The organism is Limnohabitans sp. JirII-31, assembly GCF_002778315.1.
Classification (GTDB): Bacteria; Pseudomonadota; Gammaproteobacteria; order Burkholderiales; family Burkholderiaceae_C; genus Limnohabitans.
The window spans coordinates 1-13,002 of sequence record NZ_NESA01000002.1 but is presented as its reverse complement, the minus strand read 5'-3'; the positions used below and the strand labels follow the sequence as shown (position 1 = coordinate 13,002).

General features: G+C 59.3%; 17 protein-coding genes and 1 pseudogene. 9 read left to right on the top strand and 9 right to left on the bottom strand.

The window, feature by feature from the left end; all coding sequences use genetic code 11:
* Window positions 1-5: 5 nt before the first annotated feature.
* Genes gspF through B9Z41_RS03625 form a run of 3 tightly spaced genes read left to right on the top strand, consistent with a single transcriptional unit; the run spans window position 6 to window position 4,018 of the window.
* Entirely contained in the window at window positions 6-1,220 is a 1,215-nt protein-coding gene (gene gspF / locus B9Z41_RS03635) for a type II secretion system inner membrane protein GspF (protein ID WP_100145184.1), read from the top strand.
* A 47-nt stretch (window positions 1,221-1,267) separates the two neighbouring features.
* A complete protein-coding gene (locus tag B9Z41_RS03630) occupies window positions 1,268-2,170 on the top strand; it encodes a 5'-nucleotidase (protein WP_100145182.1) in 903 nt (300 codons plus the stop codon).
* Between the two features lie 6 nt (window positions 2,171-2,176).
* A complete protein-coding gene (locus B9Z41_RS03625; protein ID WP_100145180.1) occupies window positions 2,177-4,018 on the top strand; it encodes an ABC transporter ATP-binding protein/permease in 1,842 nt (613 codons plus the stop codon).
* Between the two features lie 65 nt (window positions 4,019-4,083).
* Here the strand turns inward: B9Z41_RS03625 and B9Z41_RS03620 are convergent, their stop codons facing one another.
* Both B9Z41_RS03620 and B9Z41_RS03615 read right to left on the bottom strand, forming a co-directional pair.
* Entirely contained in the window at window positions 4,084-4,407 is a 324-nt protein-coding gene (locus B9Z41_RS03620) for a type II toxin-antitoxin system RelE/ParE family toxin (RefSeq protein WP_100145178.1), read from the bottom strand.
* Complete coding sequence (locus tag B9Z41_RS03615; protein WP_100145766.1) at window positions 4,404-4,646, bottom strand: type II toxin-antitoxin system ParD family antitoxin; 243 nt, start codon at window positions 4,644-4,646, stop codon at window positions 4,404-4,406. Before B9Z41_RS03615 ends, B9Z41_RS03620 begins: the two co-directional genes overlap by 4 nt.
* A gap of 93 nt (window positions 4,647-4,739) precedes the next feature.
* Here B9Z41_RS03615 and B9Z41_RS03610 point away from each other — a divergent pair, with 93 nt between their 5' ends.
* A complete protein-coding gene (locus B9Z41_RS03610; RefSeq protein WP_143474142.1) occupies window positions 4,740-4,967 on the top strand; it encodes a hypothetical protein in 228 nt (75 codons plus the stop codon).
* Window positions 4,968-4,970: 3 nt separating this feature from the next.
* The gene (locus tag B9Z41_RS03605; protein ID WP_100145174.1) at window positions 4,971-5,378 is read left to right on the top strand and encodes a type II toxin-antitoxin system HicB family antitoxin; all 408 of its coding nucleotides are present in this window, start codon (window positions 4,971-4,973) and stop codon (window positions 5,376-5,378) included.
* Here B9Z41_RS03605 and queC read toward each other — a convergent pair.
* Genes queC through B9Z41_RS03590 form a run of 3 tightly spaced genes read right to left on the bottom strand, consistent with a single transcriptional unit; the run spans window position 5,375 to window position 7,258 of the window.
* On the bottom strand, window positions 5,375-6,088 hold the full coding sequence (gene queC / locus B9Z41_RS03600; protein ID WP_100145764.1) for a 7-cyano-7-deazaguanine synthase QueC: 714 nt from the start codon (window positions 6,086-6,088) through the stop codon (window positions 5,375-5,377). The genes B9Z41_RS03605 and queC overlap by 4 nt on opposite strands.
* Window positions 6,089-6,108: 20 nt before the next feature.
* Window positions 6,109-6,675, bottom strand: coding sequence for a DUF2889 domain-containing protein (locus tag B9Z41_RS03595; protein WP_100145172.1), 567 nt, complete (start codon window positions 6,673-6,675; stop codon window positions 6,109-6,111).
* Between the two features lie 16 nt (window positions 6,676-6,691).
* Window positions 6,692-7,258, bottom strand: a complete 567-nt coding sequence (locus B9Z41_RS03590; RefSeq protein ID WP_100145170.1) for a TIGR00645 family protein — start codon at window positions 7,256-7,258, stop codon at window positions 6,692-6,694.
* A gap of 61 nt (window positions 7,259-7,319) precedes the next feature.
* Here B9Z41_RS03590 and B9Z41_RS03585 point away from each other — a divergent pair, with 61 nt between their 5' ends.
* Window positions 7,320-7,868: a YggT family protein gene (locus B9Z41_RS03585; RefSeq protein ID WP_100145168.1), complete on the top strand. Its 549-nt coding sequence runs from the start codon at window positions 7,320-7,322 to the stop codon at window positions 7,866-7,868.
* Here B9Z41_RS03585 and B9Z41_RS03580 read toward each other — a convergent pair.
* Window positions 7,865-8,761, bottom strand: a complete 897-nt coding sequence (locus B9Z41_RS03580; protein ID WP_100145166.1) for a LysR family transcriptional regulator — start codon at window positions 8,759-8,761, stop codon at window positions 7,865-7,867. The two genes, B9Z41_RS03585 and B9Z41_RS03580, sit on opposite strands and share 4 nt — an antisense overlap.
* 104 nt (window positions 8,762-8,865) lie before the next feature.
* On the opposite strand from B9Z41_RS03580, the gene B9Z41_RS03575 reads away from it, so the two are divergent.
* Genes B9Z41_RS03575 through B9Z41_RS03565 form a run of 3 tightly spaced genes read left to right on the top strand, consistent with a single transcriptional unit; the run spans window position 8,866 to window position 10,740 of the window.
* Window positions 8,866-9,354, top strand: a complete 489-nt coding sequence (locus B9Z41_RS03575) for a hypothetical protein (protein ID WP_100145164.1) — start codon at window positions 8,866-8,868, stop codon at window positions 9,352-9,354.
* A 13-nt stretch (window positions 9,355-9,367) separates the two neighbouring features.
* Window positions 9,368-10,198, top strand: a complete 831-nt coding sequence (locus tag B9Z41_RS03570; RefSeq protein WP_100145162.1) for a pirin family protein — start codon at window positions 9,368-9,370, stop codon at window positions 10,196-10,198.
* An 11-nt stretch (window positions 10,199-10,209) separates the two neighbouring features.
* Window positions 10,210-10,740 (top strand): isochorismatase family protein, encoded by a 531-nt coding sequence (locus B9Z41_RS03565; protein ID WP_100145160.1) that lies wholly within the window; start codon window positions 10,210-10,212, stop codon window positions 10,738-10,740.
* A gap of 2 nt (window positions 10,741-10,742) precedes the next feature.
* On the opposite strand, the gene B9Z41_RS03560 is transcribed toward B9Z41_RS03565, so the two are convergent.
* From B9Z41_RS03560 to B9Z41_RS03550, 3 genes and pseudogenes are all read right to left on the bottom strand, one after another.
* Window positions 10,743-11,903, bottom strand: a complete 1,161-nt coding sequence (locus tag B9Z41_RS03560) for an HPP family protein (RefSeq protein ID WP_100145157.1) — start codon at window positions 11,901-11,903, stop codon at window positions 10,743-10,745.
* Between the two features lie 31 nt (window positions 11,904-11,934).
* Window positions 11,935-12,867 (bottom strand): electron transfer flavoprotein subunit alpha/FixB family protein, encoded by a 933-nt coding sequence (locus B9Z41_RS03555; protein WP_100145155.1) that lies wholly within the window; start codon window positions 12,865-12,867, stop codon window positions 11,935-11,937.
* Between the two features lie 32 nt (window positions 12,868-12,899).
* Window positions 12,900-13,002: pseudogene (locus B9Z41_RS03550) on the bottom strand (electron transfer flavoprotein subunit beta/FixA family protein); the annotation flags it as partial.

Sequence of the window (13,002 nt, the reverse complement as noted above, 5' to 3'; positions counted from 1 at the left end):
ACGCCATGCCTGCCTACACCTACGAAGCCCTCGACGCCCAAGGCCAAACACGCCGGGGCGTGCTAGAGGCCGACACCGCCCGCACCGCCCGCAGCCAGCTGCGTGCGCAAAGCCTGGTGCCACTCAAGGTGGATGCCATGCAGCAGCCCAGCCAGGGGCTCAACACCGTCATTTGGCAATCGCGGGTCTTTGGCGGCTCGGCCCTGGCCACTTGGACGCGCCAGCTGGCCGGGCTGGTGGGCGCGGGCTTGCCATTGGAGCGTGCACTCAGCGCCCTGGCCGAAGAAGCCGAAACACCGCGCCAGCGCGATGTGGTGTCGGCCCTGCGCGCCGAGGTCAACGCCGGGGCTCCGTTTGCCAAAGCTCTGGCGCAGTACCCGCGCGAGTTCTCGGCCATCTACATCGCGGTCATTGGTGCAGGCGAGCAAAGTGGCCATTTGGGTCTGGTGCTTGAGCGACTGGCCGACGACTTGCAAGCGCAACAAGAGCTACGCGGCAAACTGCTGGCTGTAGGCTTGTACCCGGCCATCGTGAGCTTGGTGGCTTTGATGATTGTGTTGTTCTTGCTCGCCTATGTGGTGCCCCAAGTGGCCCAGGTGTTCACCAGCAGTCAACGCGCGCTGCCGTTTCTAACCAGCGCCATGTTGGCCTTGAGTGATGCCGTGCAAAACTTCTGGCTCGCTGGCTTGGTGTTGATCGTTGCGGGGTTCTTGGCAGCCCGCCAGGCCCTGAAACAACCCGCCTTGCGCTTGCGCTTTGATGCAGCTTGGTTGACACTGCCCTTGGTGGGCCGTCTGGCACGCGGCTACAACGCAGCGCGCTTTGCCAGCACCTTGGCCATGCTGGCCGCAGCAGGCGTGCCAATTTTGAAAGCCCTGCAGGCCGCTGCCGACACCCTGTCCAACACCGCCTTGCGCCACGACGCGCAAGACGCGCTGGTGCTGGTGCGCGAAGGTGCGCCCTTGGCATCAGCGCTGGGGCAGCACCCACGGTTTCCAAGGCTGTTGGTCATGTTCTCGCGCTTGGGCGAACAAACCGGCACCTTGCCCGCCATGCTGCAAAGCGCGGCCAACCAACTCAGCGCCGAGGTGCAACGCCGCGCCTTGCAACTGGCCACGGTGCTCGAGCCCCTGCTGATTGTGCTGATGGGGGGCATGGTGATGCTGATCGTTTTGTCGGTGATGCTGCCCATCATTCAGCTCAACAACCTGATCAAATAATTGGGTTCTGACCCCAATTAACGATTCACGCAAGGGATGGAAAAAACATGAGCGTTTCTTTGGATGGCAAGTTGGTGGTGGCCATTTCGTCGCGGGCGCTGTTCGACTTCGAGGAAGAGAACCTCATCTTCGAACAAGGCGACGACCGCGCCTATATGCAGTTGCAGTTGGACCGCCTAGAAATACCGGCCAAACCGGGCGTGGCGTTTTCACTGGTGCAAAAGCTGCTGGCCTTCAACGACGCCACGGCACAGCGCGTGGAGGTGGTGATCCTCTCGCGCAACGACCCGGTCAGTGGCATGCGCGTGTTTCGCTCGGCGCAGCACTACGGCTTGCCCATCCAGCGCGGCAGCTTCACGCGGGGCCAGTCGCCCTGGCGTTACCTGCGTCCGCTCAATGCCAACTTGTTTTTGTCCACCCATTTGTCCGACGTGCGCTCGGCGCTCGATGCGGGTGTGCCCGCCGCGCAGGTGTACCCGCATTCGGCCCATGCGTCCGAGGCCAACCCGCACGAAGTGCGCATTGCCTTTGACGGCGACGCCGTGCTGTTCAGCGACGAGGCCGAGCGCGTGTACCAAGCCGAAGGCCTGAGCGCGTTTCAGCAACACGAAAAAGACAAAGCTGCCCAGCCCTTGTCGGCCGGCCCCTTCAAACCCCTATTGGCCGCGCTGCAAGTGTTGCAACAAGCGGGCACGCCGCACATGCGCATTCGCACCGCCTTGGTCACGGCACGCAGTGCGCCGGCCCACGAGCGCGCCATTCGCACGCTCATGAACTGGAACATCGAGGTGGATGAAGCCATGTTCTTGGGCGGGCTGGAAAAGGGCGAGTTCTTGCGCGAGTTCGAACCCGACTTTTTCTTCGATGACCAAACCGGCCACATCGAGTCAGCTGCCCGTCACGTGCCTGCGGGCCATGTGGCCAGTGGCGTGCGCAACCCTTCCGAGTAAATCCCGATGAACGCTGTTCGTGCCGTCTCTCTGGGCTTGGTGAGCCAATGGCAAAAAAGCCGTTTGCAACTCAGCCGAGTCTGGGCCTTGTCGTCGCCTTATTTTTTACACGCCGAAGAACGATGGCATGCCCGTGGCCTATTGGCCGCGTGCGTGGCGCTGAACCTGGGCATGGTCTACATGATGGTTTTGCTCAACGACTGGAACCGCGTGTTCTACGACGCCTTGCAAAACCGAAACGCCGAGGTGTTCTGGCAGCAACTGCGCGTGTTTGCGCTGCTGGCCACTTGCTTCATTTTGGTGGCGGTGTACCGCTTTTATTTGACGCAATTGCTGGAGCTGCGTTGGCGCGCCTGGATGACGCGCGATTACCTAGAACGCTGGCTCTCCAACAACGCTTTCTACCAACTCGAATTGCAATCGCAGCACAGTGCCACCGGCACCCGCAGCGGCACCGACAACCCCGACCAACGGATTCAAGAAGATGTGCAGCAGTTCACCTCAGACACCGTTGGTCTGAGCCTGGGACTGCTGGACGCCACGGTCACCTTGCTGAGCTTTGTCGGCATCTTGTGGGGCTTGTCGGGTGGGTTCAGTTTTGAGCTGGGGGGTGAGGCCTTCAACATTCCAGGCTTCATGGTGTGGATGGCCCTGGCCTATGCCTTGGCTGGCAGCTGGATCGGCCATTGGATTGGCAAGTCCATGGCGTCGCTCAACTTTGCACAGCAACGCTACGAGGCCGACTTTCGTCACCACCTGATGCGCGTGCGCGAGTACGGCGAAGCCATTGCGCTAGACCGTGGTGCCACGGTGGAGCGCGCCTCGTTGCAAGTGCGCTTTGGCCAAGTGCTCGACAACTTCATGCGCTTGCTGCGGGTGCAAAAGCGCTACACCTGGTTCAACTCGGGCTATGGCCAAGCGGCGGTGGTGTTCCCCATGCTGGTGGCGTCGTCGCGTTACTTCAGCGGCGCCATTCAGTTGGGTGAGTTGATGCAAATTTCTTCCGCCTTTGGTCAGGTGCAAGAGTCGCTGAGTTGGTTCATCAGCAACTACAGCCGCTTGGCTTCGTGGCAGGCCACCACCTTGCGGTTGACCAGCTTCCAAGAGCAGATGGCGGCCATCGCCCTCACACCCACATCCCCCACCGCACCACACGCGTCGGACACAACGTTGAACGTGCTCGACACCGCGCCTTTGACGGTGTGTTTGCCCAACGGCGAGGTGCTGCTGGCCGACACCGCCTTGCATGTTGCCCCGGGCGACAGCGTGTTGATTCGCGGGCCATCGGGTTGCGGCAAGTCCACGCTGATGCGGGTGCTGGCGGGCATCTGGCCCTATGCCAGCATCGCCTCGGAACAAGACGTCATCACCTCACCAGAGGCGCTGGTGGCACTGCCCGCAGGCAGCATGTTCATGCCGCAACGGCCTTACTTTCCCGAAGGAAGTTTGCGCCAGGCCCTGGCCTACCCCGATGCAGCGGACCACTACAGCGACGACGCGCTGCGCCAGGCCTTGAGCGATGCCTTGCTGCCGCACCTGATGACGCAGCTCGACACCGAGAGCCGTTGGACGCAACAGCTCTCCGGCGGCGAGCAACAACGTTTGGCAATGGCGCGCGTGCTGCTCAAGCGCCCACGCTGGGTCTTTGCCGACGAGGCCACCAGTGCGCTGGACGAAGCGGGTGAGAAAGTTTTGTACGAGCAACTGCTGGCTCTGGTGCGCGCGCAAGGTGGCGCTTTGGTGTCCATCGCCCACCGCCCCGGTGTGGCGGTGTTTCATCAAACGCAATGGGTGTTCACGCCAGCGCCTGAGGGCAGCGCACAGAAGTTTGTGCTTGAGGTGGTGTAAGCACAGGGCTCAGGGCACAGGGCTCAGGCCCTGCTCAGCTCACGCCTGCCAGCGTGCCCGGTCTTTCATAGTTCTTGTGCCAACCATGCAGGTATGTCGCGGCTCATGTGCAAGACACGCCAAACGTCAATGGCATCCGCCGACTCTATGTAGAACACCAGATAGGGGTAGCGATTCAGTGACCATGAACGCAGACCCGGCAAGTCCAAGCGGTGGGCATATTGAGGCGAACCCGTCGCCGGATGCCTAGAAATATGCGTATAGGCAAGCTCTAGGGCCTTGATGAAACCCAAAGCAGCTGCGTCTGCCTGCTCTTTTAGGTAATGGTCGATCGCATGCTCAACGTCTTCGTTCGCCTTTGCACGTGGAACGACTGGTTTGAACTTCACTTGAGGTGTGTCGTTCGTTTAACTCGCTGATGCAGACGCTCGAAATAAGCGGCATCAGCAGGCGCTGCAGATTCGGAATGTGCGCCCACCAGCAACATAGATCGCAATTGCTGGCGGTCTTGGTCTTTACGTATCAAGTCTCGAACATATTCACCGCCGCTGCCATAGCCTCGCTGACCGACTTGGTCATCGACAAAAGATTTCAAAGTGTCTGGCAGTGAAATATTCATGGTACTCATGCGCATATCTTAAACACACAGAAAGGCAGCAGCGCCGAAGTTTGTGCTTCAGGTGGTGTAGACCCAGGGCGAATGCTCTGCCCAGCTCACGCCATGCCATGCCACGCCACGCCATACCAGCACGGCCCTATTGTCTTGCGAATTGCTATCACCGGCGATATCATTGCAACCATGGACACGGCAACCAAGTTACTCAATGCAATGCGCCAAAACCCGAATGACTGGGTCATGGCAAGACTGCTCACCGTTCCAGCCCACCGGCCCATCAAGGCCATCTACATCAAGCGCTTCGTTGCGTTGATCGATCAAATTCAGGAGTAAGTCATGACCGTTAAGCGCATAGCAAAAGCGAAACCTGCATTTCCCTTCGACGCCTACAGCCATGTTGTCAGCCCCATTGATGCGGCTGAGGGGGGCGGTTTCATGTTCACCATGCCCGACATTCCTGGCGTCATGGGCGATGGAGCAACTGCGCTCGAAGCGATTGCCGATGGCCGAGAAGCATTTATTGCCACGGTCAGCGCCATGGTGGATATGGGACAACAAATCCCTTCCCCTGCATTCAATGCGAATGATTTCACCCCTGCCTCCGCATCGGGGAAAGTCTTGGCTCGGCTTCCACGCTCCATGCACATGCAACTGACCGCAAGAGCAAAAACTGAAGGCGTGTCGCTCAACGCGTTGGTTCTGGCTTTGATCGCCGAAGGTTTAGGACGACGCAACCCAGCTTAACCCTGCCAACGCACCCACCCCTTGGCGCGCAAATCGCAAGCGGGGCAAGTGCCGCAGCCATAGCCCCAGTCATGGCGATGGGTGCGGTCCCCCAGGTAGCAGGTGTGCGATTGTTCGACGATGAGTTGCACCAAGGCATCGCCCCCTCCCGTTTGCGCACGCTCACCCAAGTCATGTGCGAGTTGCCAGGTCTGCGCCTTGTCGATCCACATCAGCGGGGTCTCAATCAACAAGCGACGGTCCATGCCGAGTGACAAGGCAATTTGCATGGCCTTCATGGTGTCGTCGCGGCAATCGGGGTAGCCCGAAAAATCGGTTTCGCACACACCGGTGACGATCACGTCCAGATCGCGTCGATAGGCCAGCGCTGCCGCCAAGGTCAAGAACAACAAATTGCGGCCCGGCACAAAGGTGTTGGGCAGGCCCGACGCCTCCATCTTGAACACCATGTCGCGCGTCAGCGAGGTTTCGCTCACCTGACCCAGCACCGCCAAGTCCAGCAAATGGTCTTCACCCAATTTGTGCGCCCATTGGGGGAAGGTGGTCTTGATGTGTTGCAACACATTCAGCCGTGCTTCCAACTCCACGTGGTGGCGTTGCCGGTAATCAAACGCCAAGGTCTCCACCCGTTCGTACTGCGACAGCGCGTGCGCCAAGCAGGTGGTGGAGTCTTGCCCGCCCGAGAACAAAACCAGGGCGTTGCGGTGAATGGGGCGATGTGGCGTGAAAGTCATGGTGCAGTGCTCGTGGGTGGCTTCTTGGGTTGCCATTTGAAAAACATGGGGTATTGACGCGCCACCAATGGGCTCTCAAAGCCCCATGACAAACAGCGCCCCAGATGAGGCGGCGGCACATCGGGCTGGGTTTGTCCGAAATTGGAGGTGATGGTTTGAAACGCAGCAGTGGCCATGTTGAACAAGAGTTCGCGCAGATGGGTGCAGCCCTTGGCGTTGCCCAAACGCTCGTCAATCGCACGTCGCCAACCCGCCCCCATGGTGCAACCGACCATCTGCTGCATGGGCTCTTGGGCTGGCGGGCATTCACCGTGCGGCACGCTGTCCATGGCGACGGCAATCTCCTGAATGACCAACTGCGCATTCACCGTGACGCGGATGCGCATGTCATGGATCGGCTCATCGGCTTGCCAAGTGCCCTCACCTTGAATGTGAAACGCTTGCGGCTTGGTGTCGCACAGATGGCCTTCGATGTCCCACAGGCCATCGTCACGGCGAAAGCCTTGGTAACTCACTTGGCGGGTGTGTGCCAGGGTGCGGGGTTGAGAAGCAGGTAATGGCACGGAGGCACTTTCAAAGTCAATGGCTGTCGGGGGTGTGACGGGTCAAGCGGTCGACATAGGCAATCGCCAAAGCGCTCAACAAGAAGGTGATGTGAATCACGGTTTGCCACAGCAACACTTTTTCGTCGTAGTTGGCGGCGTTGATGAAGGTCTTGAGCAAGTGGATGGACGAGATGCCAATGATGGCCGTGCCCAACTTCACTTTCAGTACCGACGCGTTCACGTGGCTCAGCCACTCGGGTTCATCAGGGTGGTCTTCGAGGTACATGCGCGAGACAAAGGTGTCGTAGCCGCCCACGATGACCATCACCAACAGGTTGGAGATCATCACCACATCGATCAAGCCCAGCACCACCAACATGATGATCGACTCGTTCAAATGGGTGATGGCGATGTCGGACTTGTAGCCAATCGCGTTGACCAGTGCGGTGATGGCCGTCTGGCTGCCAAACGAGGCCTCCACCAAGTGCACCAACTCCACCCAGAAATGGAACACAAACACGGCCTGCGCTGCAATCAGGCCCAGGTACAAAGGCAATTGAATCCAGCGACTGGCAAAGATCAAGCGCGGCAGTTGTTTCATGGGGAGGCTTTCGCAACAAGAGTAGGCTGAAATTTTGCCTGAGGGCACTAAACTCCTCGGCATGCTGATTCAAATTTTCTCACTCTTGCTGCAAGTCGCCGTGGGCTTGGTGGCGGGCACTTGCTTGTTGCGCATGTACATGCACCTCATGCGCATCAACCTGTCAGCGCGTGCAGGTAACCCACTGGCACCGTTTGTCTTTGCCATGACCAACTGGTTGGTGCTGCCCTTGCGCCGCTCGGTGCCTGCCATCGGTCGCTTAGACACCGCCAGTTTGTTGGCCGCCTATGCCTTGGTGCTGGCGAAATTTGTGCTGCTGGGTTTGATGATGGGGCACATCCCCTATTGGGTGGACCTGCTGGTCATGTCGTGCTTGGAGTTGCTCAACCTGGCCCTCTCCAGCCTGGTGTGGCTGGTACTCATCTATGCCATGCTGTCGTGGGTACGCGCTGGTTCAGATGTGGGCTATGCCTTGGGCCAATTGGTCGAGCCCATGTTGCAACCTTTGCGTCGCGTCATCCCACAAATCGGTGGCGTGGACTTGTCGCCCCTGGCGTTGCTGGTGCTGTTGCAAGTCCTTGAGATTGTGCTGCGCCATCTCGGCACCTAAGGCGTCACCGGCAATTCAACGTCGTTGATTTTTGTCATTAAAAAATCAATGAAGACGCGCACCTTGGCTGGCAATAAACGCGTCGCTGTCAAGACATAAACCGGCACCGAAGGCATGTCCCACTCTGGCAAGACACGCACCAACACATGGCTGTCACGGTCGGACTGAAACATTTTTTCGCCATTCATCATGATGCCCTCACCCGCCAAAGCCAAATTGCGCAGCATTCCAAAGTTGTTGGCCATCACACGACCGTGAACACGCACCGATTCGCTGTGACCATCTGTGGCACGCGTCAACACCCAAGGCGCGTCTCGCATGCGTAAACATTGGTGAGCCAACAAGTCTTGTGGCTGTTCAGGCGTGCCGTGCTGCGCCAAATACCCAGGTGACGCATACAAACCCGTTTTCAAAGTGGCCATCTGTCTGGCAATCAAATGGTTGTCTTTGGGGGGGCCCATTCGGATGGCAAAGTCGACCCCGTCGGTCAGCAAATTCGACTGTCCTGGGTTGAGGTCTAACGCAAACTGAATGTCTGGGTACACCACACCAAACTCAGTCAACACCTTGCTGATGTACATCACGCTGAAATCCACCGGCATGGACGCCCGAATCAACCCACTGGGCTTGGCATGCAAACTGGCCAACTCCAGGTGGGCCAGCTCTGCCTCTTGCACGATGCGCTGGCAGTTGTCGAAGTAGGTTTTGCCAGCCTCCGTCAAATCCACGCGCCGCGTGGTGCGATGGAACAAGCGTAAACCCACCTCACGCTCCAACTCGGCGATGCGGCGTGACACGGTGGAGCTGGGCATGCCCAACACATCGCCCGCACGCCGAAAGCTGCTGCCCTTGGCGACCTCTACAAACACGTGCATGTTTTTGAAAATTTCCACGGTCTTATTACTCCGCATATGCATCAATAAAAATCATTTAAGCATATTTATCCCATATAAGTTGCAAAAGACAATTCACTGACGTGAATTTACAAGGACTTTTCATGACGAATACAGCCACACATCCTGTTGCCGGACCTGCCGCCAAAGTTGGCGCCATGCTCTTTTTGCTTTGGTCCATCTTGCACATCTGGGTGGGCTACGAGGGCATCCACCAATACCTGAGCCAAGGTACGCCAGGCCTTTGGAACATGGTCGTTGGCGGCAGCCGGGTACCCCACAACGCCTTCCAACATACCCAAGACGCCGCCACCGCCTACGCGCAAGGCCAGTTGCTGCTGAACTTCTGCTTAGACGTCGGTGGCTATGGTGTCTTGGGCCTCGTGGTGGCTTGGCTCATCTGGACGCAAGCCTCATGGCTGGGCTACTTTTTAGGCGTGGCCATCATTGGCATTGCAGACATGACCTTTTTGCTGGCGATGGTGACCTCGGGCGTGATTGCCTTCAGCCTGGAAAGCATCAGTGGCCCCGTGATTTGGTTTTTGGCCATTCTTATCACGCCGTTTGGTTTGCCCCCGTTCAAGCGCCGTTGAGGCAGCCCGTTTCATGCCAACGCACACCCCCATGATGCAACGACGCATCGTCACACGCACCTCAGGCCAACGCCATGGCCCCATCACCCGATTGATGAGCCCCAACGACTTGGGTGCGCTGCTCAAACCTTTTGTGTTCTTAGACCATGTGAACATCGAAGGTGGTGCCGGACCTCAATTTGGGTTTCATCCACACTCTGGCATTGCCACGCTCACCTACCCGCTGACGTTTGACATCCAGCATCAAACCTCCAGCGGACAAACCGACATCGTCCGCCGCGGTGGCATCGAATGGATGGTGGCAGGTGCAGGCATCTGGCACCGTGCAACGCCCTTGAACACCGACGCTGCGCAAGGTTTTCAAGTCTGGTTTGCGCTGCCCCCTGCTCATGAACACCAAGCGCCCAGCGCATCTTTCATCCAAGCGCGCGAAGTTCCTGTCGACGGACCCGTGACAGTATTGCTGGGACAGTACGGTCAGGCCATCAGCCCCATACAGGCACCGATCGACGCCAACTACTTCTGGGTGCAGTTGAACAATGGGCAATCGTGGCACTACCAACCGCCCATCTCGCATGACCTCGCTTGGACCTTTGCACGCACCGGAACCCTGCAAGCCAACGACGAACGCTTGCATTCAGAGCTCGCGATGTTTGAGGCAGGCCATGACCCGATCACTTTCACTGCACTGGGCGATTGCACCTTCCTGTTGGGCTCTGCTGCCCAACATCCCTACCACTTGGTGCTCGGGCCGCACTCGGTCCACACCTCGCGCGAAGCACTGCACCAAGGGCTGCAGCGCATTGCCGCCCTTCAGCCAACGCTCCCCCCGCAGCGGCCTTGAGGACATCGTTCATGCAACACACCACCACACAGTCACCCGACATCGGCAACACCGCCTTGATCTTGATCGATGAGCCAACCAACCACCCTGTATGGCACGGTCAAACGTCTTTGCAAGCACTCAAACACAACACCTGCGTTTTGCATCAATTTGCCATCGGCACAGGCATGCCCATCATCTGCCTGCGTCCTCAAAACTCAGCTCACCCCACAGGCCGTCACCACAGCCATGTGATGACGACATGGGACGGCCCATGTTTCAAACAGGCTTGTCTTGCCACCCAAAAACGCCATTTTGTGATCGCGGGCGCAACTACAGAAAGCCATCTTGTAGGGCCGGCCATCCAGGCACTGGACCACGGGTTTGAAGTTCATGTCATGCAAGATGCTTGTGGCGCAGGCCACGCCATCGACGAAGCCTTGGCATGGCGCTATTTGGACCGTTCAGGTGCGCAACTGCGCACCACACGGACCATGGTGGCCGAACTGGTGGACCACTGGGCATCGCCCGTGGGGGCTGTGGCATTTTCGGTCTTGATGTGACCTCAGGCCTGCAAAGGCGGCTGCACTGCACGCCCCAGAGCTTTGACCAAATCGGTCTGCGTCAAGATACCCACCAAGCGCTGGTGTTCGTCAATGATGGGCAGATGGTGGTGACCCGCCGTTGAAAACAGCGGCAACAAATCCACCGCATGGCGCGAGGCACTGGCCACACGCACCTGACGCGTCATGATCTGGCCCACCACCTCGGCGTGCTCGGTCTCGACCAGGCCTGAGGGCTTGAGCATGCTGTGCAAACGCCCCGCCAACCCGGTGTGTTCATCCAGCCGCGCATGACGCAAAAAATCGGCCACCGTCACGATGCCCACCACACGGCGCGCCTTGTCGATCACAGGCAGCGCTTTGATGTTGAGGCGGCGCATCAAATCCCAGGCTTCACGCAAGGCGGTGCCAAACTCCACCACCGTGGGGTTGGGTGTCATGATGTCTTGGCAACGCAACTCCCCCAGAGTCCGCTGGTAAGCGGCGGACTCGGCGTGACGCAACAAGTCAATCAAATCATCAGGACTCACATCCAGCACTTGGTTGTAGTGCGCCAGTGCCGTGTCCAAATCGGCACGCGTGAAACGGCTCACCGCGCCGTTGTCTTCAGACACCGACGGTTGTGCCATTTGCTGGTGCGGATAGGGGTGCCCCGTCCAGCTGTTGTAGACCACCCCCACCCACACCAGCAGCAAAGAGTTGGTGAGGACGGGAAACAGTGCAAACGACCAGGCATGGCTTTGGCTCAACACCACCAGCAAAGCGACCGCACCACCTGGGGGGTGCAAGCAACGCAACACCGTCATCAAGGCAAAGGCCAAGGTCACCGCCAACGCCCCTGCCAGGGTGGGGTCAGGCATGAGGCTGACACACGCCACCCCCACCAACGCTGACAAAGTGTTACCCCCTACCACTGCCCAAGGCTGTGCCAAAGGACTCGACGGCGCGGCAAACACCAGCAAGGCGCTGGCCCCAATGGGTGCGACCAACCACAAGCCAGCGGTGCCAGCCAGCCAGTGGCTGACCCAAGCAGTGACCAACACCCCCAGACCCAAACCTGCCAGCGCACGCAAGCGCTCTTGCGGCGTGGTGCTGAGGGCCGCAGGCCAAAGGCGGCGCAGCCACGTCCAACGGACCGCCAAAGACGAACGAGAAGATGACATAGCGGTGAATTACACCACCGAGCTACCCCACTTACAGCGCTGCGACCAGCTCGGGCACAGCGGTGAACAAGTCGGCCTCCAGGCCAAAGTCCGCCACGCTGAAGATCGGTGCCTCGGGGTCTTTGTTGATCGCCACGATCACCTTGCTGTCTTTCATGCCCGCCAAGTGTTGAATGGCCCCACTGATGCCACACGCCACATACAACTGCGGTGCCACGATCTTGCCCGTTTGGCCCACCTGCCAGTCGTTGGGCGCGTAGCCCGCGTCCACCGCCGCACGGCTGGCTCCCAAGGCCGCGCCCAGCTTGTCGGCCAGCGGCGTCATCACTTCGTTGAACTTTTCAGCGCTGCCCAAAGCGCGGCCACCCGACACAATGATCTTGGCCGCGGTCAACTCAGGGCGGTCGCTCTTGGTGACTTCACGCCCCACAAAGCTGCTTTGGCCCGAGTCAGCCACTGCCGCCACGCTGTCGGTGCTGGCGGAGCCACCGGTGGCGGCTGCCGCATCAAAGCCTGTGGTGCGCACGGTGATCACCTTGGTGGCGTCTGTCGACTGCACCGTGGCCATGGCGTTGCCCGCATAAATGGGCCGCTCAAAGGTGTCGGGGCTGTCCACGCGGGTGATGTCGCTGATTTGCCCCACATCCAACAGCGCAGCTACGCGGGGTGCCACGTTTTTGCCACCTGCGGTGGCCGGAAACAGAATGTGGCTGTAGCTGGCTGCCACAGCCAGCACTTGGGCGGCCACGTTTTCTGCCAGGCCGTCGGCCAGGGTGGCGCCATCGGCGTGCAGCACTTTGGCCACGCCAGCAATTTGGGCTGCGGCTGCTGCTGCGCCCGCTGCGTGGTGGCCCGCGACCAGCACGTGCACGTCACCGCCCATGGTCAGGGCTGCGGTGACGGTGTTGAGGGTAGACGCCTTGATGCTGGCGTTGTCGTGTTCTGCAATGACGAGAGATGTCATGGTGTGTGGTCCTTGATCGGTTCTGCGTGTGCTTAGATAACTTTGGCGTCGTTTTTGAGCTTGTCCACCAGAGCGGCCACGTCGGCCACTTTGATGCCCGCGCTGCGCTTGGGCGGCTCGCTGACTTTCAGGGTC

Coding starts and splice junctions, on each gene's coding strand:
- gspF (WP_100145184.1), top strand. CDS start 6: ATGCCTGCCTACACCTACGAAGCCCTCGACGCCCAAGGCCAAACACGC.
- B9Z41_RS03630 (WP_100145182.1), top strand. CDS start 1,268: ATGAGCGTTTCTTTGGATGGCAAGTTGGTGGTGGCCATTTCGTCGCGG.
- B9Z41_RS03625 (WP_100145180.1), top strand. CDS start 2,177: ATGAACGCTGTTCGTGCCGTCTCTCTGGGCTTGGTGAGCCAATGGCAA.
- B9Z41_RS03615 (WP_100145766.1), bottom strand. CDS start 4,646: ATGAGTACCATGAATATTTCACTGCCAGACACTTTGAAATCTTTTGTC.
- B9Z41_RS03610 (WP_143474142.1), top strand. CDS start 4,740: ATGCCATGCCACGCCACGCCATACCAGCACGGCCCTATTGTCTTGCGA.
- B9Z41_RS03605 (WP_100145174.1), top strand. CDS start 4,971: ATGACCGTTAAGCGCATAGCAAAAGCGAAACCTGCATTTCCCTTCGAC.
- B9Z41_RS03590 (WP_100145170.1), bottom strand. CDS start 7,258: ATGAAACAACTGCCGCGCTTGATCTTTGCCAGTCGCTGGATTCAATTG.
- B9Z41_RS03585 (WP_100145168.1), top strand. CDS start 7,320: ATGCTGATTCAAATTTTCTCACTCTTGCTGCAAGTCGCCGTGGGCTTG.
- B9Z41_RS03575 (WP_100145164.1), top strand. CDS start 8,866: ATGACGAATACAGCCACACATCCTGTTGCCGGACCTGCCGCCAAAGTT.
- B9Z41_RS03570 (WP_100145162.1), top strand. CDS start 9,368: ATGCCAACGCACACCCCCATGATGCAACGACGCATCGTCACACGCACC.
- B9Z41_RS03565 (WP_100145160.1), top strand. CDS start 10,210: ATGCAACACACCACCACACAGTCACCCGACATCGGCAACACCGCCTTG.
- B9Z41_RS03560 (WP_100145157.1), bottom strand. CDS start 11,903: ATGTCATCTTCTCGTTCGTCTTTGGCGGTCCGTTGGACGTGGCTGCGC.
- B9Z41_RS03555 (WP_100145155.1), bottom strand. CDS start 12,867: ATGACATCTCTCGTCATTGCAGAACACGACAACGCCAGCATCAAGGCG.